The organism is Ruegeria sp. CDSC045 (genome assembly GCF_059610725.1).
In genome coordinates this window covers 1-19434 of the sequence record NZ_JBXWOE010000011.1, presented here as the reverse complement: position 1 = coordinate 19434, position 19434 = coordinate 1, and the positions used below count along the sequence as shown (strand labels likewise).

At 57.3% G+C, this 19434-nt stretch carries 20 protein-coding genes and 1 tRNA gene; 6 read left to right on the top strand and 15 right to left on the bottom strand.

The features are described from left to right. Positions 1-2 precede the first annotated feature (2 nt). The 3 genes from AC2FH6_RS17160 to AC2FH6_RS17150 form a co-directional block, all read right to left on the bottom strand. On the bottom strand, positions 3-869 hold the full coding sequence (locus AC2FH6_RS17160; RefSeq protein ID WP_142639539.1) for a carbohydrate ABC transporter permease: 867 nt from the start codon (positions 867-869) through the stop codon (positions 3-5). Positions 870-976: 107 nt separating this feature from the next. Continuing rightward, the gene (locus AC2FH6_RS17155) at positions 977-2278 is read right to left on the bottom strand and encodes an ABC transporter substrate-binding protein (protein WP_271951885.1); all 1302 of its coding nucleotides are present in this window, start codon (positions 2276-2278) and stop codon (positions 977-979) included. A 92-nt stretch (positions 2279-2370) separates the two neighbouring features. Continuing rightward, positions 2371-3396, bottom strand: a complete 1026-nt coding sequence (locus AC2FH6_RS17150; protein ID WP_271951883.1) for a LacI family DNA-binding transcriptional regulator — start codon at positions 3394-3396, stop codon at positions 2371-2373. Between the two features lie 114 nt (positions 3397-3510). Between AC2FH6_RS17150 and xylB the strand changes: the two genes are divergently transcribed. Then, complete coding sequence (gene xylB / locus AC2FH6_RS17145) at positions 3511-4947, top strand: xylulokinase (protein ID WP_496703738.1); 1437 nt, start codon at positions 3511-3513, stop codon at positions 4945-4947. Positions 4948-4955: 8 nt separating this feature from the next. On the opposite strand, the gene AC2FH6_RS17140 is transcribed toward xylB, so the two are convergent. From AC2FH6_RS17140 to AC2FH6_RS17105, 8 genes are all read right to left on the bottom strand, one after another. Continuing rightward, positions 4956-5474: a GNAT family N-acetyltransferase gene (locus AC2FH6_RS17140; protein WP_496703737.1), complete on the bottom strand. Its 519-nt coding sequence runs from the start codon at positions 5472-5474 to the stop codon at positions 4956-4958. Next, positions 5471-6025: a helix-turn-helix domain-containing protein gene (locus AC2FH6_RS17135; protein ID WP_496703736.1), complete on the bottom strand. Its 555-nt coding sequence runs from the start codon at positions 6023-6025 to the stop codon at positions 5471-5473. The genes AC2FH6_RS17140 and AC2FH6_RS17135 overlap by 4 nt, the downstream gene beginning before the upstream one ends. Before the next feature lie 111 nt (positions 6026-6136). Further along, positions 6137-7153: an extracellular solute-binding protein gene (locus tag AC2FH6_RS17130; protein WP_496703735.1), complete on the bottom strand. Its 1017-nt coding sequence runs from the start codon at positions 7151-7153 to the stop codon at positions 6137-6139. A gap of 247 nt (positions 7154-7400) precedes the next feature. Then, the gene (locus AC2FH6_RS17125) at positions 7401-7967 is read right to left on the bottom strand and encodes a hypothetical protein (protein WP_271951874.1); all 567 of its coding nucleotides are present in this window, start codon (positions 7965-7967) and stop codon (positions 7401-7403) included. A 20-nt stretch (positions 7968-7987) separates the two neighbouring features. Continuing rightward, entirely contained in the window at positions 7988-8509 is a 522-nt protein-coding gene (locus tag AC2FH6_RS17120; protein ID WP_142639525.1) for a hypothetical protein, read from the bottom strand. Beyond that, on the bottom strand, positions 8499-8885 hold the full coding sequence (locus AC2FH6_RS17115) for a hypothetical protein (RefSeq protein WP_271951870.1): 387 nt from the start codon (positions 8883-8885) through the stop codon (positions 8499-8501). Before AC2FH6_RS17115 ends, AC2FH6_RS17120 begins: the two co-directional genes overlap by 11 nt. Positions 8886-9069: 184 nt before the next feature. Then, complete coding sequence (ykgO, locus tag AC2FH6_RS17110) at positions 9070-9195, bottom strand: type B 50S ribosomal protein L36 (protein ID WP_008562923.1); 126 nt, start codon at positions 9193-9195, stop codon at positions 9070-9072. Positions 9196-9285: 90 nt separating this feature from the next. Continuing rightward, positions 9286-9360, bottom strand: a tRNA-Val gene (locus AC2FH6_RS17105). Positions 9361-9508: 148 nt separating this feature from the next. Here AC2FH6_RS17105 and AC2FH6_RS17100 point away from each other — a divergent pair. Beyond that, positions 9509-10369, top strand: a complete 861-nt coding sequence (locus AC2FH6_RS17100) for an N-formylglutamate amidohydrolase (protein ID WP_496697479.1) — start codon at positions 9509-9511, stop codon at positions 10367-10369. Positions 10370-10371: 2 nt separating this feature from the next. Here the strand turns inward: AC2FH6_RS17100 and AC2FH6_RS17095 are convergent, their stop codons facing one another. Then, positions 10372-11625, bottom strand: a complete 1254-nt coding sequence (locus AC2FH6_RS17095) for a DNA polymerase IV (RefSeq protein WP_496693105.1) — start codon at positions 11623-11625, stop codon at positions 10372-10374. Positions 11626-11984: 359 nt separating this feature from the next. After that, complete coding sequence (gene pyrF, locus AC2FH6_RS17090) at positions 11985-12689, bottom strand: orotidine-5'-phosphate decarboxylase (protein ID WP_496693104.1); 705 nt, start codon at positions 12687-12689, stop codon at positions 11985-11987. A gap of 139 nt (positions 12690-12828) precedes the next feature. On the opposite strand from pyrF, the gene AC2FH6_RS17085 reads away from it, so the two are divergent. Beyond that, on the top strand, positions 12829-13161 hold the full coding sequence (locus AC2FH6_RS17085) for a hypothetical protein (protein ID WP_142639515.1): 333 nt from the start codon (positions 12829-12831) through the stop codon (positions 13159-13161). A gap of 125 nt (positions 13162-13286) precedes the next feature. After that, positions 13287-15905 (top strand): ATP-dependent chaperone ClpB, encoded by a 2619-nt coding sequence (gene clpB, locus AC2FH6_RS17080; RefSeq protein ID WP_496703734.1) that lies wholly within the window; start codon positions 13287-13289, stop codon positions 15903-15905. A gap of 53 nt (positions 15906-15958) precedes the next feature. On the opposite strand, the gene AC2FH6_RS17075 is transcribed toward clpB, so the two are convergent. Together AC2FH6_RS17075 and AC2FH6_RS17070 are read right to left on the bottom strand one after the other, a co-directional pair. Then, positions 15959-16582 (bottom strand): class I SAM-dependent methyltransferase, encoded by a 624-nt coding sequence (locus AC2FH6_RS17075; RefSeq protein ID WP_282022430.1) that lies wholly within the window; start codon positions 16580-16582, stop codon positions 15959-15961. Between the two features lie 46 nt (positions 16583-16628). Further along, positions 16629-17444: a cyclase family protein gene (locus AC2FH6_RS17070; RefSeq protein WP_271951861.1), complete on the bottom strand. Its 816-nt coding sequence runs from the start codon at positions 17442-17444 to the stop codon at positions 16629-16631. A gap of 242 nt (positions 17445-17686) precedes the next feature. On the opposite strand from AC2FH6_RS17070, the gene msrP reads away from it, so the two are divergent. Next, positions 17687-18589, top strand: coding sequence for a protein-methionine-sulfoxide reductase catalytic subunit MsrP (msrP, locus tag AC2FH6_RS17065; RefSeq protein WP_282022431.1), 903 nt, complete (start codon positions 17687-17689; stop codon positions 18587-18589). Positions 18590-18593: 4 nt separating this feature from the next. Next, a complete protein-coding gene (msrQ, locus tag AC2FH6_RS17060; protein ID WP_496703156.1) occupies positions 18594-19217 on the top strand; it encodes a protein-methionine-sulfoxide reductase heme-binding subunit MsrQ in 624 nt (207 codons plus the stop codon). Positions 19218-19434: the final 217 nt, after the last annotated feature.

Here is a 19434-nt window from a genome sequence, read left to right as displayed (position 1 = left end):
CCTCACGCGTCCAGGTTCTTGCCGACGATGCGCATCAGGAAGATCGCAACGATATTGGCAAGGATGATTGCATAGACACCTCCGGCTGATCCAAGGCCGACGTTCTGGCCCTCTAGCACGCGCTGGAAGATCAGGTAGGTGAGTGTACGGGTGCCGAAGGCGCCGCCGGTGGTCACGAAGATTTCGGCGAAGATCGACAACAGGAAAATCGTCTGGATCAGGATCACGATGGTGATCGCGCGGCTTAGATGCGGCAGGATGATATGGTAAAAGCGCTTGAGCGGCGGCGCGCCGTCCATTTCCGCGGCCTCCAACTGTTCACTGTCCAGCGACTGGATCGCGGTCAGCAGGATCAGCGTCGCAAATGGCAGCCATTGCCACGATACGATCATGATGATTGACGTCATCGACGCCTCGGATAGCCAGGAAACTGGCTCAGCCCCGAAAAAGCGCCACAGATGGGCCAGCAACCCGTTGACCGGGTCCATGAACATGTTCTTCCAGACCAATGCGGAAACGGTCGGCATCACAAAGAACGGTGCGATCACTAGGATGCGGACAACGCCTTGGCCCCACATCGGCTGATCCAGCAGCATTGCCAGAAGGATGCCCAGAACAACCGTGATGGCAAGCACGCCGCCGACGATCATCAGCGTGGCCTGAACCGCGGGCCAGAAGGAACTGGAGGAGACGAACCGGACGTAGTTGTCCAAGCCGACCCATCCCAGATCACCGCCGCGCAGGGGCAGGTATTTCTTGAAGGAAAAATACAGCGTCATCGTCAGAGGCACGAGCATCCAGCCAAGAAGCAGGATCACTGCAGGTGCCATCATCAGGCGTGCAACTGATCGGGAATGTTGAGTAGCCATGACGCAAAACCTCTCTGTTCAGGCATAGCTCAGCCTGCGAGAAAAACGCGAGTTGTGGAAGGGTGAAGCGGGGGACAGACCTCTGTCCGCCCGCTGGGAAGGAGGCCTTAGTAGCCTGCGGCTTCCATTTCTTCGGCAGTGAAGGCTTGCGCTTTGGCAAGAGCTTCTTCTACCGTTTGCTGCCCGGCATAAACTGCTGAAAACTCCTGGCTCACCTGCGTGGCAATACCTGCGAATTCCGGGATCGCTGCAAACTGAATACCAACGTAAGGCACTGGCTTCACAGTCGGATTGTTCGGATCAGCCGACAGGATCGAGTCCAATGTCATCTTGGCGAACGGAACCGCCTGATAATCCGGATTTTCGTACAGCGACGTACGTGCGCCCGGAGGCACGTTGGCCCAACCTTCGTTTTCGGCTACGAGTTCGATGTAGTCTTTGGATGTTGCCCACTCGATGAACTGTTTGGCCGAGTCTGCTTGTTCCGTACCAGCCGGAATTGCCAGAGCCCACGCCCACAACCAATTCGAGCGCTTGCCAAGCCCCGTGTCGGGTGCAAGTGCAAAGCCGACGCTATCCGCGACTGTCGAGTCGGTCGGGTTGGTCACGAAAGAGGCCGCAACCGTTGCGTCGATCCACATGCCGCATTTGCCCTGCTGGAACAACGACAGGTTTTCGTTAAATCCGTTAGTGGCGTAACCTGCGGGGCCGGACTCGTTCATCATACCCACGTAGAAGTTCAACGTGTCAGCCCATTCAGGCTGATCGAACTGCGGCTTCCAATCTTCATCAAACCAGCGCGCACCAAAGGAATTGGACATCGCTGTGATGAAAGCACCGCCTTCGCCCCAACCGGCCTTGCCGCGCAGGCAAATACCGTTGATATCAGCGTCGCGATCGGTCATCGCAGCAGCCGCTTCGCGGATGAACTCCCAAGTCGGAGCGTCCGGCATTTCCATACCCGCTTTTTCCATCAGGTCAGTGCGATACATGATCATCGAGCTTTCGCCGTAGAACGGAGCCGCGTAGAGCGTTCCATCATGGCTAAGGCCGCCTGACATGGCGGGCAGGATGTCACCTACGTCGTATTCATCCGACAGCCCGTCCAGGGGTACCAGCCAGCCGTTCGCGCCCCAGATCGGCGTCTCGTACATGCCGATGGTCATGATGTCGAATTGGCCACCTTTGGTCGTGATATCCGTTGTCACGCGCTGGCGCAGCACGTTTTCTTCCAACGTAACCCACTCGACATCGATGCCGGTCGCTTCGGTGAATTTATCGGTATAGCCCTGCATCCGGATCATGTCGCCGTTGTTCACGGTCGCTATTGTTAAGGTATCCGCTTGGGCTGCTGCCGTGGCGACGAAAGTCATTGCTGTCGCCGCACGAAGTGCGTTCTTGAGATACATCCTTGTCCTCCCTGAGCTTGGATGTTGTTTGGACAGGGTAAGGGGAAAATTGTCGCGGCGTCAATAAAAACTTTACGCGCGTTAATTTTTGATCATGCGGAGTCTCTCAAAACAAGTCGTGCAGGAAACAGTGTTTCCGTCCTCTCGTTAAATTTCCCTCCATTTTCAATGAGTTCAAAGAGAGTTTCGACGCTGCGCCCCGCTACATTGTCGTAGTCATGGGCGGCCGTTGTCAAAGACGGGCAGGTAAACCTTGAGAAGGGATGGTCATCGTTTGAAGCGACCCGCAACGCGCAGTCTTTCTTGCGACCGACCCGAATCCCTTGTTCGTAACATGCCGAAAGAAACCCGATTGCCAGGCGGTCGTTGCTGCATAAAACCGAATCCGTTTTCAGCTCTTGCCGCTCCAGAACTCCGGCGGCTCCATGTTTGCCAATCTCTTCAAATGCCCAACCCTGGCCGTCGATACTAATGACATGTGGTTCAAAGCCGAGCTGTTCCATCACTTCAATATAGGCGTGGCGCCGCTTATTAGCATTGGGGTTCGCTGGCGTTCGCATCTCAAAAAATGACGGCGGTTCGCCGGTGCGGGTCATGTATTCGACGGTTTGTGAGACGAAACTGAAATTGTCCGACCCGATAAAGGCCGCGCCCAGGCCTTCGAGATTACTGTCAAACAGGACGGTCGGTACATTGGCGCAAAACTTCTCGATCGCTGACCGATCCGAGGTGCGCCCCAAGGGCGCCAGCAGCACTCCAGCAGGCTTCATGGATTTCAACCCGTCGAGAATTTCGATTTCCAGCTTGGGATCACCATGCGAGCTGAACAGCGACGGGCGATACCCCGCAGCAATACAGCTTTGTTCCAGATAGCGCGCGATTTCGGCAAAGAACGGATCGGCAAGATAGGGAACCACGATGCCGATATTCTTGGTCAGCTTTCGGTTCTGGTTCACCGCATAGATGTTGGGGCGATAGTCGAAGCGCTCAAGCGCCTCTTCGATGCGGAGCCGTGTTGTGGGTCGAACGCTGTCCGGATCCTGAAAATACTTCGATACGGTGGGCCGAGAGATGCCGCTGAGGGCCGCAAACTCTTCCATGTTCCTGATCTTCGTCATGCCAGTCTGTTCGTCCACCTTGATCTTATCATAATTTTACATATTCTTTGCGCGCGCAAAAAAAATCAATAGCCTGGCCGGTGATATCGGAATTATGCAAGGCAAGGGGTGTGAATGTATCTTGGGATCGACATCGGAACGTCAGCGGTCAAACTTGTCTGCGCGGATGCCGGCCGAATTCTTGCGACCTCGTCAGTCAGCATCGGGACGTCGTCGCCACAGCCCGGCTGGTCCGAGCAGAACCCGGAGATTTGGTGGCAGGCGACGCGCGATGCGTTGGGCCTGCTTGCTGGCGAAATCTCCCTGTCGGATGTGAAAGCAGTCGGATTGTCGGGGCAGATGCACGGGGCCGTGCTGTTGGACCGCGACCAATGCCCTATCCGCCCGGCGATTCTGTGGAATGACAGCCGCGCGGTCCGCGAATGCGACGACATTCGCGCGGCACAGCCGCAGGTTGGTCACATCGCAGGCGTCTTGCCCTTGCCCGGCTTTACGGCGCCCAAGATTGCTTGGCTGAAACGGCATGAACCGCACAATTTTGCCCGACTCTCCCATATCCTGCTACCCAAGGATTATGTCGGCCTACGCCTGCATGGAGAGCTGGCAACCGATACTTCCGATGCCGCAGGAACAATGTGGCTCGACCAGGCTTCACGCCGCTGGCATACCGGAATGGCGGAAGCCACGGATGTCGCTGTTGACTGGCTGCCGCAGGTGTTCGACGGCCACAATGTCGTTGGCACGGTAACAACGCAGGCTGCAGCTGAGACCGGATTGAACTCCGGCGTGCCCGTCGTGGCCGGAGGTGGGGATGCGGCAACCGGTGCGGTGTCATTGGGCGCAACCGAACCTGGACGTGGGTTTATCTCGTTGGGGACATCCGGTCAGTTGTTTGTTGCGGATCGTAAATACAAGCCCAACCCCGAACGCTATGTCCATGCGTTTGCGCATACATTGCCCGACCGCTGGTATCAAATGGCGGCGATGCTGAACGGGGCAAGGCCCATTTCGTGGATTGGTGACCAGCTGGGGCTTTCGGCTGCCGAGGTTGTCGGGCTTGCTGAAACCGTCAGCGGTGATCGCGTGCCCATATTTCTGCCCTACCTGACAGGTGAGCGCAGCCCCCTGGGGGACCCGCATATCCGAGCCTGTTTCTTTGGCCTTGAGGACGCCACAACGCGTGCCGAGATCTGCCGCTCGGTGGTCGAGGCAATCGCCTTTTGTTTTGCTGATGCTGCACAGAGTTTTGGCGACACCATTGACAGTTTGCCAGAGCTTGCAGCGATTGGCGGGGGCAGTCGATCTGATCTGTTGCTGGGTCTGATTTCAGCTGTAACCGAGAAGCCCATAGTGCGTTCAGTGGGGGCGGAATCCGGCCCGGCCTATGGCGCCGCCCGGCTGGCGGCCTGTGCTGACGGTGCGCTGACCATAGCTGATCTGGCCGAGCAACCTGCGACGACGGACAGGTTCGAGCCTGTAGAAATGCATGCGTTATTTGAACGGCTGGGGCGGTTTCGGCGGCTTTATACTGCCGTTAGCACCGTAGACTGATCGCCCTCTCAGCTAAGGTCTTTGAACATGAAGGTTGTTGGTTCCAGCCGATCATTTTCCGGGCTGCGGCAGTAGTTCGGAATCTCTCCGGCAATTTCAAACCCAAGGCTTTGATAGAGGAGGAGCGACGGGTCCGTGCTGCGCGTGTCCAGCACCAAAAGGGACCGCCCCAGTTCGCGTGCCCGCGCCTCAACCGCCGCCATAAGCGCCCGCCCAATGCCCCGCCGTCGCGCGCGGGGATGAACAAGCAGCTTGGACACGTCGGCGCGATGCGCTTGGTTGGGCATCGCGGCAGGCACCAGCTGTGCGGTGCCGACAATCCGTTCGCCATCACGATAGACGAATATCTCGGCCGCGCCGGTCTGGATGTTTGGCCAGACATGGGACTGCCAATAGCGCAGCGCGTCGCCCGACGGAAATGGCTGAATGAACCCGATACTCGCCCCGTCATGCACGCAGGCGTGCAGTATCTCTGTCAGATCGTTCATGGCTTGGTTCAGATCATTGGCCGCCAGTCGTAAGATCATATCAGCACCATCAAATACTGCGCACCGCGGTCGGCGTGGGTTTCGAAACGTGTCGGGCCAGACAGGTGATAGCGCAGGCAATCCCCGCTCGTCAGATGATGCGCGGTTCCATCCACGGTCAGGGTCAGGCCACCGTCCAGCATGATCAGGTGATGCTCCTGCCCGTGTTTTGGCGGCGTGTCATAGGTGATCACAACGCCTGGGGGCAGATGGCCTTCCATGACCTCTCCGCCAAGACCCGCGGCCGGAGGGGAGACGGATCGCCGGGTAAAGCCTGTTTCGGGGTCGCGCCATTCGGGTTGATTTTCGAAGGGAACGCGGGGGGCGAAACTGTCCTCGACCATCATCAATAGACGCGACATCGGCAGCCCATAGGCCGCACATAACCGGCCCAGAGTTTCTGCGGTTGGGCTGACATCCCCCTTTTCCAAGCGCGACAGAGTGGCCCGGCTGACACCGCTGTGTTCCGCCAACTGATCCAGCGACCATCCCCGCGTTTGGCGAAGTTGATTCAGGTGGTTTGCAAGGCGGTCGGATAGGGTATCAGGCATAGTTCGTATATGGGAATCATTTTCATATATGAGATTATTGACCGGAAAACATAACTTCACAATAGAAAAGGGCGCAGAAAACTGCGCCCTTCTGCTCGATGGAATGAAAGATTACTTCCAGCCGGCCTCGTTAAAGATCTTCTGTGCCTCGGGGATGTTCTTGGCGACCTGGGACAGGTTGATCTCGTCGGCTTTGTACTCACCCAGGGCGGCAACGTTATCCGCAAGGGCGACGCCTTCGACCGCCGGGAATTCGTCATTGCCGTTCGAGAAATAGACCTGCGCCTGATCGCTGGCGAGGTATTCCAGGAACTTGATCGCGTTGTCCTTGTTCGGGGCATTTGCGGCCACGCCGGCACCGGACAGGTTCATGTGCGCGCCTTCGGCTTCTTGCGCCGGGAACTGGACGCCGATCATGTCAATCTCAGCGCTCAGGCCTTTGACGTCTTTACGCATTGCACGGGCAAAGTAGTAGGAGTTCGAAACGGCGATCTCGCATTCACCCGAAACAATGCCGCGCAGCTGGTCAGTGTCACCGCCCTGTGGTTCACGCGCCATGTTCGCGACCATGCCTTCGGCCCAGGTCTTGGCGGTTTCCGCACCGTGGTTTGTGATGATCGAGGCCAGCAGGGTCTGGTTATAGGTGTTACTGGACGACCGGATGCAGACCAAACCTTTGTATTCGGGCTTGGCCAGATCCAGATAAGACGCGGGCGGGTTGGTCACATCGGCCTTGTCAAAGAAGATGATCCGCGCGCGCTGCGAAAAGCCATACCACTGGTTGTCTTCGTCCTGCAGGTTGGCGGGAATACGTTCTTCCAGAACCGCGCTTTGGACCGGCTGCAGGATACCCGCGTTCTTGGCACGCGCCAGACGCGAGGTATCAACGGTCAGCAAGATATCTGCGGGTGAGTTCGCGCCCTCGGCTTCCATCCGGGCAATCAGCTCGTCCGCTTTGCCTTCGATGCGGTTGATGGTTATACCGGTGGCCTCTTCGAAATCGGAATAGAGGCGTTCGTCGGTGTCGTAGTGGCGCGAAGAATAAAGGTTCAGTTCGCCCTCGGCAGCGGCAGAGGTCGCGATCAGGGCCGTCAGGGCGGCGGCAACGCAGGTAGAGGATTTCAGCATCATGTGTCCCAACATTGAAAATCGGCGCGGGTAATAACCCGACTGAAATGGTCAATTAAACGATTCTCAGGGGGATGCAAGAAATTCCGACAAAATTAGTTGGTCAAATCACCGCCAACATGTCGCTGGCCCCGACCAAGTGGTACTGCACAGCGGGGCCTGAGGGTCGGCAAAGCCGATCCTGGCTACGCCGTCATGGCTGACCTAGTCGTGTTGATTTAAGAACTGAAAAATCGAGAGATGCTGCTTAGCGCTTTCTCTGTCTTTTTTCAGGTTCAGGTGGAGACGGGTCCGGGACAGGTGCGGGGGCCGGCTCAGGGTCTGGGTCGTCGGTCAACACCGGTTCTTTTTTCAGCATGACCTGTGTGACAGCTTCCATATATTTCTGCAGCAAGACCGGAGGATCGGCCGGGGCCAGTTTGATGGTCAGCCTGCTTGCACCTTCTTGGCTGTAAGCATAGCGCGAGGAATAGCTGGCATTGACCTGCGCTGCGACAGGGCCCCAACCACCTTTGACCGAAGCGCTGCCCGCTTTTTCGGTTTGCTTAGTCATTGAGATCGCCATTTTGACCTCAATTTCGGCTTCTTGCACCGCGTAGAATGCGGGTAGAAAGCCCATGGAAACCAAACTGAATTCTTTGGGGGGGCCATTGGGATTGGACAGGTCCGGAAGCTGGATCTTCTGATCGGCCATATATTTGGCGACATCTGTAGAATGTCGATCCAACTCGGTCTGCGACTCGGCAACGGAAAGCGCAAGCTTTTGAACCATTTCCGCAAACGGGACGTTTAGCAGTTCCTGCCCGATACTCATTTCCAATCTCCTCTGTTAATTCAGTCTTTCTCAATAATTTGCGTGGCGGTCCGCCTCCTGACGGAAAAAGTGACCTTGGATGCGTTCTGGCTGATCGCCTGTTTTCGGGCATTCGTCGCGATTTGGGCTTTGGTGCCGTCCTGACCCAACCCAACAACCGCTTCGACTTTGACGTTGTCGATGGTGAAATCACTGCTGCCATCAGACCCGGCGAGGATCTGTTCACCCAGGGCTTGCGAGAATTCCTGAGCGTTGACGACCTGTGTGTCAGGATCGTCCGCTCCCATTGCCGCGCGGCCCTCGGCCATCGGGTTCATCACCGGGTTACCCGCGCCCATCAACATGCCGCCGCTGCCTTCTTCCAGATCGTCGATCCGTTCTTGGAGGTCGTTGATCGTCTCGAGCAGCGCGACTTCGCGCGCCTCCATTGCCGTCATGCGGTTTTCAAGTGACTGAAGCAGAGTGGTGAATGCCTCGGGCATCTCGGTGACGCGGACATCTATGGGCGCTCTTTTGGGGGCTTTGACTTTCTTAGTTGCCATCATTGCCATCCAAAGATCTGCTCTCATCTACGGGACCGGGCGCGAAACGCATTCGCATCGTGGACGCGCTTTTGGAATCGAGCGTGTCTGTCTGAGTCAATTTCGGGCCAAAAATAAAGGTGCCAATCCTGCTGCGTTGGCCTTCTTCGGTGGAACTGCTCATCTCCATGACGACCTTCAGTTCCACATCGACATCCTGCATGTGATAAAAGACCGGCGGGATGCCAAGATCGCGCAGTTCCTGGGGATAGTTCTTCAGCGCTTTCAGCTGATCAATGCTAAGCTGTTCGGCCGCCTGGGCCACACTGCGGCCTATATCGGCTACCATGTCGGTCAGAGTTGTTCCGAATATCTTGTCCAGATCATCGTTGGCCAATCCGACCTCCCGTCATAAAATCACGGAAAGCGTAGCACGAGATCGCCCTATCACAACGTTGAATCTTAGAACCGAACTTTCTGAGCGAATTCCTGCAGTTCCGTCCGCATTACATCTGGTTGAAATGCCGGACAAAAAAACCGCACCCGAAGGCGCGGTTCTTTGAATTCAGTATGTGCAGTTCTTAGCCCTGACGAGCTTTGAACCGACGCTGCGTCTTGTTGATCACGTAGACGCGGCCTTTGCGACGCACAACCCGGCAATCACGGTGCCGGTTCTTGAGCGAGCGGAGCGAGTTCTTGACCTTCATGGGTCTGTCTCCAATCTGCGGCGCCTTCATCAAGGACGTGGCCAGCGCCTGGGTTTGCGGGTGCCCCGGAAATCCGAAGCAGTGAGTTCATGGTGGGCGGTACAAGGATCGAACTTGTGACCCCTTCGATGTCAACGAAGTGCTCTACCGCTGAGCTAACCGCCCATGAAACCGTCGCGTGGCCAACCCCATAACGAAATGGGGCGCGGAACCCCGCGCCGGTAGCGGGGTCTATAAAAGGAGTCGCAAAAGGGTTCAAGGGGTTTGGTAGAACTATTTTCCGGTCTATGTTTGGTGCGAACAAGGAGTCGCCATGCAAAACGCTGCTTACCTACTGGATATGCCTGCCAAGCGCACGTCCTGTGTGGTTTTTTCCTCTCCGCATAGCGGTCGAAACTATCCAAATGGGTTGATGAAGCGGTCGGTTCTCAGCCAAGATGTGATTCGTTCTTCCGAGGATGCTTTTGTGGATCAGTTGTTTTCATCAGCGGCGGACCATGGTGCGCCACTGATTTCGGCGATGATGCCACGCGCCTATGTCGATCTGAACCGCAGCGCAGAAGAGCTGGATCCAGCCCTTATTCAGGGCGCGCGCCGCCAAGGCCATAACCCGCGGGTAGCGTCCGGGCTGGGGGTGATTCCGCGTGTGGTCGCCAATGGTCGAGAAATCTATCGCGGTAAGCTGACCATGGATGAGGCGCGTCTGCGAATCGATACCTGTTGGCGTCCCTATCATGCCCGGATCAAATCGTTGCTGGCAGAATCGCATCAGGAATTCGGGCAGGCGATTCTGATCGACTGTCATTCGATGCCGCACGAAGCCGTGGCCCTTGCGTCCACAGTCAATTCCAGACGTCCCGAGATCGTGCTGGGGGATCGGTTCGGTGCCTCTGCAGCGCCAGAGGTCGTCGAACAGATAGAGGCCGCTTTCGTCTCGGCGGGTCTGAGCGTGGCCCGAAATACGCCGTTTGCCGGGGCCTATGTGACCCAGACCTATGGACGCCCCAGCCGCCACCAGCATGCTGTACAGATCGAGATCGACAGATCCCTGTATATGGATGAAAGCAGGATCGAGCCGAATGACAATTTCGCTGCCTTCAAAGAGACCCTGGGCGAAATCATCATGGATATTACGCGGATCGGGGGTGAATCGTTGCAGCTTGCAGCCGAATAACCTCAGCGCAGGGCACGTCCTTTGACGATGGCATCCGTCCCAAAGCGGCGGCGAATCTCATCCGTGGCGCGTTCGGCCTGCGATCTGCGCGAGGCATCCGGATCCAGCAGATCCCCTGAAATATCCGCCTGATCCTCGGGGCACAGATCCGACAGGCCACACCCCAACAGCCGATAGGGGCCCTGATCACCAACCTGATCGAACAGCGCCCTTGCTGTGCGATAGATCCGATCGGCGATCTGCGTGGCATCGCGAAGAGAAACGCGTCGCGTAATGAGTTTGTGATTGGCCCGTTTCAGCTTGAGCGTCACAACCCGCCCGGCCAGCCCCTTGGCCTTGGCCCGATCCGAGACTTTTTCGGCCATCCGCCAAAGGTGCCCATCCAGAATGTCGGCATTGGCCGTATCTTCAAAAAAGGTCGTTTCGTTGCTGATGGACTTCATCGGTTCATGTGCCGAAACCCGGCGCTTGTCCTGACCGCGGGCCAGATGCCACAGCCGGTAGCCCATGGAGCCAAACCGCGCGGTCAGATCCTCTTGGTCCCAGCGCAACAGGTCCGAGAACAAGCGTATGCCTGCGCGGTCCAGCGATTCCTGCGCCGCAGGGCCTATGCCCCAGATCAGGCGCACTGGCTTGTCGTTCAAAAACGCGGATGTCTCTTCCTCGCCGATCACCGAAAATCCGCGCGGCTTGTCCAGATCGGATGCGACCTTGGCCAGAAACTTGTTATGTGACAGCCCGATTGACCCGGTCAGCCCCAACTCGTCCTTCATCCGTTTGACCAATCGTGCAAGCATGACTGCGGGAGGCGCACCGTGCAGACGTTGCGTGCCGGATAGGTCCATGAACGCTTCGTCCAGCGAAAGCGGTTCAACAATCGGCGTCAGCTCGTCCATCATCGACCTGATTTGGCGCGAAGCCTCGGCATAGACCGACATGCGCGGTTTGATCACGACAGCGTCGGGGCATAGTTGCAACGCCTTGAACATCGGCATTGCCGAACGGACGCCGCGAATCCGGGCTACATAACAAGCCGTAGACACAACACCGCGCTTGCCGCCCCCGATAATGACGGGTTTGTCGGCCAGCTCCGGATTGTCCCGTTTTTCGACAGAGGCGTAGAAGGCATCGCAATCCATATGTGCGATGGACAGGTCAAACAATTCAGGATGCGTTTTGATGCGCGGGCTGCCGCAGTCCGGGCAGCGGCGTTCCTTCGTCAGTTCTGTCAGGCAATCTCGGCAGAGGCCGGGCATTTTCTTTTCCCGTCTTCCATGCGGTCCGTAAGGTTCGGTGACTATATCATTCGCATGCCACGGGCAAAACCCGCACAGTGAGGGTAGGAACCAGATCTGCCAAAAGAAGGCCCCCCGCAAAGTGGCGGGGGGAGGTGACGGACCTCAGGAAGAGATGGTCCGCGGGGAGTATCACCTACTTAGATTCTCTCAAAATCGAATTTTTCGATAGAACCCAGTTCACACAGTGGAAACTCGTGTTTTGCATGTGTGTTTTGGGGCACAGGGACGATTTGGCGCGGATCGGGTGAAAAGTGACCTAAGGTCAACTGTTTGCGGGTTGTTCTTGCGAAAATTTAGCCTGATTTAGCCGGATTGCCCTAGTGTCGGGATAAGGAATTTAACTCTGCAAGCACCGCCTCTGCGGCGGCTTTAGGGTCTTGCGCCTGATAGATTGGGCGTCCCACTACGATGTGATCGGCGCCGTCACCGATGGCAGTTGCCGGGGTTGCGACCCGTTTCTGATCACCCAACGCGGCACCTGCGGGCCGAACGCCGGGTGTCACGATCAAGCGATTTTCGGCTTGGGGCAGGGCACGGATCAGCGCGGCCTCTTGCGGGCTGGCGATGACGCCATCGGCACCCGCCTCCAACGCTTTGGCCGCGCGTTCGACAACCAGGTCCTGGACATCGCCCGACTTCAGCAGGCTGGCATCCAGATCATCCCGGTTCAACGAGGTCAGGATGGTTACGGCCAGGATCTTGAGGTCTTTGCCAGACGCACCCTCTTTGGCGGCCCGCACCACGTGCGGGTCACCATGTACGGTCAGGAAATCCAAATCGAACTGTGCCAGACCGCGCACCGCATTTTCCACCGTATTACCGATGTCGAACAGTTTCATGTCCAGAAAGATGCGCTTGCCCTGATCCTGCTTTAACTCGTTCGCCAGGGCTAGCCCGCCCCCTGTCAGCATTCCCAGGCCGATCTTGTAGAATGAGACACTGTCCCCCAGCCGCTCGGCCAAGGCCAGACCGTCCAGGGCGTTGGGGACATCAAGGGCTACAATCAGGCGGTCATCGGACATTGGGGGCTCCTTTTTGGCAAACGTCTGCGTCCTAACGGTTTCGTGCGCTTCTGTCCATGCGCGCCTTGCGTGATTCAGATCACGGCAGAGGTTTCCGACTGTGCTATTATCGCGTTGTGCAACTGGGACGGAATTCGGAATGAGACAGTTTACGAAACCCACTATCGCAATCTGCGCGGGGCTGATGCTGGCCGGGTGTCAGGACATGGCGCTGGAAAAAGAGGCTGCTGATACAGTTCTGAGGTCTCCGACAAACGACAACCTCCGGCTGATTGGCGGTTATCGTTCGATGGATGATGACTGTCAGGTTACGGGGGAATCCGCCTTTACCGTGGATTTTCTGGATGACGCCGCCGATCTGGTTTCCTGCCCGACAGGCAGCGATGCGGCGCAATCGCTTGTCGATATGTACGGTGCGCGTTCTGTGGCGAAAACTGGGGGATATACAGTTTATTCTGTGCCGCGTCGGTAGGTTGGATTCTGTTGGCAGACCCCTTGAACCGCGCAAGATATTTCCCAGATTGAATGTGAGGCCCAGACCGACGCGCGCTGCCAGGCGGGCGCGTCAAAACCGGGCGCTTAGAGAAGGAGCAAAATATGGACTTGAACAAGTTCACCGAGCGGGCACGAGGTTTCGTGCAGGCAGCGCAAACGATTGCGATGCGCGAGGGGCACCAGAGGTTGACCCCTGAACATATACTCAAAGCCTTGATGGACGATGATCAGGGGCTGGCCAGCAATCTGATCACCCGCGCAGGCGGAGCGCCCAGCCGTGTCGTTAACGCACTGGATGCGTCCATGGCCAAAATTCCCAAGGTCAGCGGCGATGCGGGCCAGGTTTATCTGGATGGTCAGACCGCCAAAGTTCTGGATGAAGCTGAAAAGATCGCCACCAAGGCAGGCGATAGTTTCGTGCCGGTTGAACGTATTCTGATGGCGCTGTGCATGGTGAAATCCAAAGCCAAGGATGCTTTGGAAGATGGCGCGGTGACGGCGCAGAAACTGAACGAAGCCATCAATGACATCCGCAAGGGCCGCACTGCTGACACCGCATCGGCGGAAGATGGTTATGACGCGCTCAAGAAATACGCGCGTGACCTGACCGAAGCGGCTGCTGAGGGCAAGATCGACCCGATCATCGGACGGGATGAGGAAATCCGCCGCTCGATGCAGGTTCTGTCGCGCCGCACCAAGAACAACCCGGTTCTGATCGGGGAACCCGGCGTCGGTAAAACCGCGATTGCCGAAGGTATGGCCCTGCGCATCATCAATGGGGATGTGCCGGAATCGCTAAAGGATAAAAAGTTGCTCGCGCTCGACATGGGTGCGCTGATCGCAGGTGCGAAATACCGTGGTGAGTTCGAAGAACGCCTCAAGGCGGTTTTGACCGAAGTGACCGAAGCCGCCGGTGAAATCATCTTGTTCATTGATGAGATGCACACGCTGGTGGGCGCGGGCAAATCCGACGGCGCGATGGATGCTGCCAACCTGATCAAGCCTGCGCTTGCTCGGGGTGAGCTGCATTGTATCGGTGCAACCACGCTGGATGAGTATCGCAAATACGTGGAAAAAGACGCGGCTTTGGCGCGCCGGTTCCAGCCGGTTGTGGTTCAGGAACCGACTGTCGAGGACACGATCAGCATCCTGCGCGGTATCAAGGAAAAGTACGAGTTGCACCATGGCGTGCGTATCTCGGACTCGGCTTTGGTGTCGGCAGCGACCCTGTCGCATCGCTACATCACTGATCGCTTCCTGCCCGATAAAGCTATCGACCTTGTCGATGAAGCGTCGGCTCGCTTGCGGATGGAAGTGGATAGCAAGCCCGAAGAACTCGATCAGCTGGATCGTCAGATTCTGCAGATGCAGATCGAGGAGCAGGCGCTGAAGCTCGAAGATGATGCGGCATCGAAGGATCGTCTGGAAACCTTGCAAAAGGATCTGGCCGATCTGCAGGAGCAATCCGCCGAGATGACTGCACAGTGGCAAGCCGAACGTGACAAGCTGGCTGGTGCGCGCGATCTGAAGGAACAGCTCGACAAGGCACGGGCCGATCTGGAAATCGCCAAGCGCGAAGGCAACCTCGCCAAAGCGGGTGAGCTGTCTTACGGCGTCATCCCAGAGCTTGAGAAAAAGCTGACCGAGGCCGAAAATGCCGAAAGCAGCCAGATGATGGCTGAAGAAACGGTGCGTCCGGAACAGATCGCTTCGGTGGTTGAACGCTGGACTGGTATCCCAACCTCGAAGATGCTGGAAGGCGAGCGCGAGAAGCTGCTGCGGATGGAAGACGATCTGCATTCCCGCGTGATCGGTCAGGATGCGGCGGTCACTGCTGTGGCCAATGCTGTACGTCGTGCGCGTGCGGGCCTGAACGACGAAGGCCGCCCGCTGGGCTCGTTTCTGTTCCTCGGGCCCACGGGTGTAGGTAAGACCGAGCTGACCAAAGCCGTGGCGAACTTCCTGTTCGACGACGATAACGCGATGGTGCGCATCGACATGTCTGAGTTCATGGAGAAACACGCGGTTGCCCGTCTGATCGGCGCCCCACCGGGCTATGTCGGTTATGACGAAGGCGGTGTGCTGACCGAAGCCGTGCGGCGCAGGCCCTATCAAGTCGTGCTGTTTGACGAGGTCGAAAAGGCGCATCCGGATGTGTTCAACGTGCTGTTGCAGGTACTGGATGATGGTGTGCTGACCGATGGTCAGGGCCGCACCGTGGACTTCAAGCAGACGCTGATCATCCTGACCTCGAACCTCGGCTCTCAGGCGCTCAGCCAGTTGCCCGACGGTGCCGACAGTGCACAGGCACGGCGGGATGTGATGGATGCGGTCCGGGCGCATTTCCGGCCCGAATTCCTGAACCGTCTGGACGAAACGATCATTTTCGACCGCCTGAAACGGGGTGATATGGATGGCATTGTCGATATCCAAATGGCGCGCCTGCAAAAACGTCTGGCCGCGCGGAAGATCGAGCTGGTTCTGGACGACGGGGCTAAGGAATGGCTGGCCAACGAGGGCTATGACCCGGTCTTCGGTGCTCGCCCGCTGAAACGCGTGATCCAACGCGCCTTGCAGAACCCTCTGGCCGAGGCGCTGCTGGCGGGTGAGATCAAGGATGGTGAGTCTATTCCGGTCACCGCCGGGGCCGAGGGCCTGATCATAGGCGATCGGCTGGGCACGTCTGAGCGACCACGACCGGATGATGCCGTGGTGCATTGAACCTAAACTGATTGTTGAATGGACCCGCTTGACTGGTGGGTCCATTCTTGAATTTACCCGCGTTTTTTTGCGACTAACCCCCGGCTTGTCCGAGAGGGTGGGCCAGATGGGAAAGAATAGACCGTTTCGCAATCAAAACCTGCTTCATCTAGCAGCTCTAAGATCTCCGCGCGCTGAAACGTTTTATGTCGCCATTGCAACCAGATGATGGCGTTACACCAATGTGGCTTTGATACCACCAAAAACAGGCGACCCCCCGGGCGCAGCAGTCTGTGAATGTCTTGCAAGGCTTGGGACGGATCTGCGCAATGTTCAATCACATGGGCCGCAAGAGCTACGCCTACGGGGTCTAGATTGACATTGCCTAGCACCCCTTGGGCTAGTTCTGGTTCGACCCCCCGCGCCCGCAGAGCCTTTTGGCCTTGCCTGATCATCGCCGCGCTGGGTTCAAGTAAGGTTATCCTGGCCGGTTTTCCGTGGACCGCTACCCAGGCCTCGGCGAAGGACGCAGTGCCAGCCCCAATATCGACCACATGTGTCACTTCGTCAGCGACAGGCAATCCCGAGGTCAGGAATTCTAGGTAGCCATCATAGTACCCAAGCGCGCGCATCTTGTCCCGCCACCGGGGCGCGGCTGTATCGTAGCGATGCGTGATTTCGGCAATGGGTTTGGGCATCGGTCCGTGCTTTGAAGGTATGCTGCATCACTAGTGCATCGTGGCTTTAGACCAATGCGAATATCCGTGCCGGACCTCCGGTGCCGCCAGCATGTTTCGGTGCGCCGATGACCAGCGTGGCCCCCGCGGCCGGAACCCGATCCAGGCCCGCAAGGCATTCGATGCCAAACCGACCCGAGGGCAGCCAGGCATAGTGGGTGGCGAAATCAGCAGACATGCCGTGATCCAGCGACAGGGTATCCACCGCAATCGACCGCGCGCCGGTGTCTTCCATTAACATCTGCGCCGCTTCGACGTGAAACCCGGGATAGTGCTGCGCCTCACCGTCGAAATTGCGGAACCCATCCGTGGCGGTCTTGCCGGACCAACCGGAATGCATCGCTACGCAAGCGCCGTCGGGGATGTCTCCGTTGGCCGCAATCCACGCCTTCAGATCGTCCGGGGTAACGCGGGTGTCGGCGTCTTCGGCCGCGCGGGCGGCGATATTGACGACACAAAGCGGTGCAACCAGATCAGTCACCGGTATCTCATCGACCGACATACCATCCGCGGAAAAATGCAGAGGCGCATCTATATGCGTGCCGGTATGTTCGTTGATCGACAGATTGAACAGGTTAAAGCCGTGATCCGCGAAGTTGAACGCCTGTTCGGCGGAAATGCCGGGTTCGCCTCCCCAGGTCGGAAAGTCGGGGCTGAGCGTATGGGTCATGTCCTCGACCCCGCCATGACCTGCGGCCAGCGCTGCTGGTGCAATCGCTCCGGTGGTCGCAGCCGCAACGCTCGTGGCGGCAGCAGCTTTGAAGAAACTCCGCCGCGACAGCATTCTGTCTTTGACGGCATTCATAACGCAGATGTCACACATTCTTCTTCTCCCACTGGTGGATTTCAATCGTTGGATGGGTCGTCCATCTTTTCCCTTGTTGGTAATACCTGCGGCCCAGCCTGCATTTTTGAGGCCTACGTTGTAAAGGTGGTGACCCAAGCAAGCGCCGCTGCACGCGGATACGTTACAATCCGGTCGCTCAATCGTGACGCTTGTTTCCTTGGCCCTGTGCTATCAGCAGACTACCTCACTTCTGAGGTTGCATGAAGACGGAGACTTAGATGGCGCATCGCTGGACCAACACATTGACACATGCCGACGTCACCCCCCGGGCGGCGTTTCTGAACCGGCGCCAGATGATGGCCGGGATGGCGGGTGTCGGATTGGCAGGGCTGGCGCAGGGGGCAGCCGCGCAAGAGGTGCTGGAGCCGAATACCTGGGAAGAGATCACCGGCTATAACAATTATTACGAGTTTGGTACGCGGAAAGAAGATCCTGCAAAATACGCCTATACTCTTGTTACTGAGCCGTGGAGCATCAAGATTGACGGTCTGGTGGACAAGCCCGGCGATTACAATTTCAAGGACATCCTGTCCGAAATGACCGTCGAAGAACGGATATACCGGTTTCGCTGTGTCGAGGCATGGTCGATGGTGATCCCTTGGAACGGGTTTGAACTGGCCGACCTGCTGAACATGGCCGGTGTTCAGGAAGGCGCCAAATACGTTGCCTTTGAAACCGCTTATCGTCCAGATGAAATGCCGGGTGTTCAGTATCCGGTTCTGGACTGGCCGTACCGTGAAGGTCTGCGGCTGGACGAAGCAATGCACCCACTGACCCTGATGGCCACTGGTATTTATGGCCGGCCGATCCCGAACCAGAACGGCGCACCGTTGCGTCTGGTGGTTCCGTGGAAATACGGGTTCAAATCCATCAAGTCGATCGTTCGCATTACGGTGTCAGATGTTGAGCCACCGACAAGCTGGAACATGGCCGGTCCGCGCGAATATGGTTTCTATAGTAACGTGAACCCCAATGTGGATCACCCGCGCTGGTCGCAGGCCTCGGAGCGCCAAATCGGCGGTGGGCTGTTTGCCAAGCGCATCCCGACGCTCATGTTCAATGGCTACGAGGACGAGGTCGCCGGGCTTTACGAAGGCATGGATCTGTCCAAGCATTATTGAGAGTATGAGCGCGCTGAACCAGATATTCCGTCGGATCCCTGTTTGGGCCGTCTATTTGCTGGGGATCCTGCCGGCACCCTGGCTGTTCTATCAAGGGCTGACCGGAGGTTTGGGTGCCGACCCGATTGAGGCTCTTGAGCATAAGTACGGCAAACTGGCATTGCAGTTTTTGATTGTTGTTCTGGCTATATCGCCCCTGCGCAGGTTTGTCGGCGTGAACCTGATCAAGTTCAGGCGGGCGCTGGGCGTTTTGACATTTATATATATCAGTCTGCATCTTTTGGTTTGGCTGGTATTGGATGTGCAGGCCCCCGGGCAGATCTGGGCGGACATCCTGAAGCGCCCCTATATAACTGTAGGTATGGCGGCATTTGTTCTGACGCTGCCACTGGCCGTGACGTCGAACAACTTTTCAGTACGGCAGCTTGGCCCGGGCTGGCGCGCGCTTCAGCGTTTGGTCTATCCGGCAGCAGTTCTGGGGGGCGTGCATTATGTAATGCAGGCCAAAGGATTTCAGATCGAACCCTTGATCTATTTGTCCGTGATTTTGGCTTTGCTTGCTTTGCGCCTACCGATCTCGACCCTGATGAGCCGATTCCGGGGTGCGATTCCGCCCGACTCGGCCTGAGTCTGCCGGTAAGCCTGTGCGAAACACAATTTTCCGTACGCATCTTGGCGGTTGGTCGCCGTATTTGGGCCTGGTACTATTTGTAAGTATTTGTTTTATTTCATTAAATAATAGTTCTGAAGATTTTCGCGAGTTTCGGGGATTTTCTGCTTGCGGTGTATGTTTGTAATGCTTAGAACCCCCTTCACCGGCGCTGCTGAGGCGCTTGGGACACACT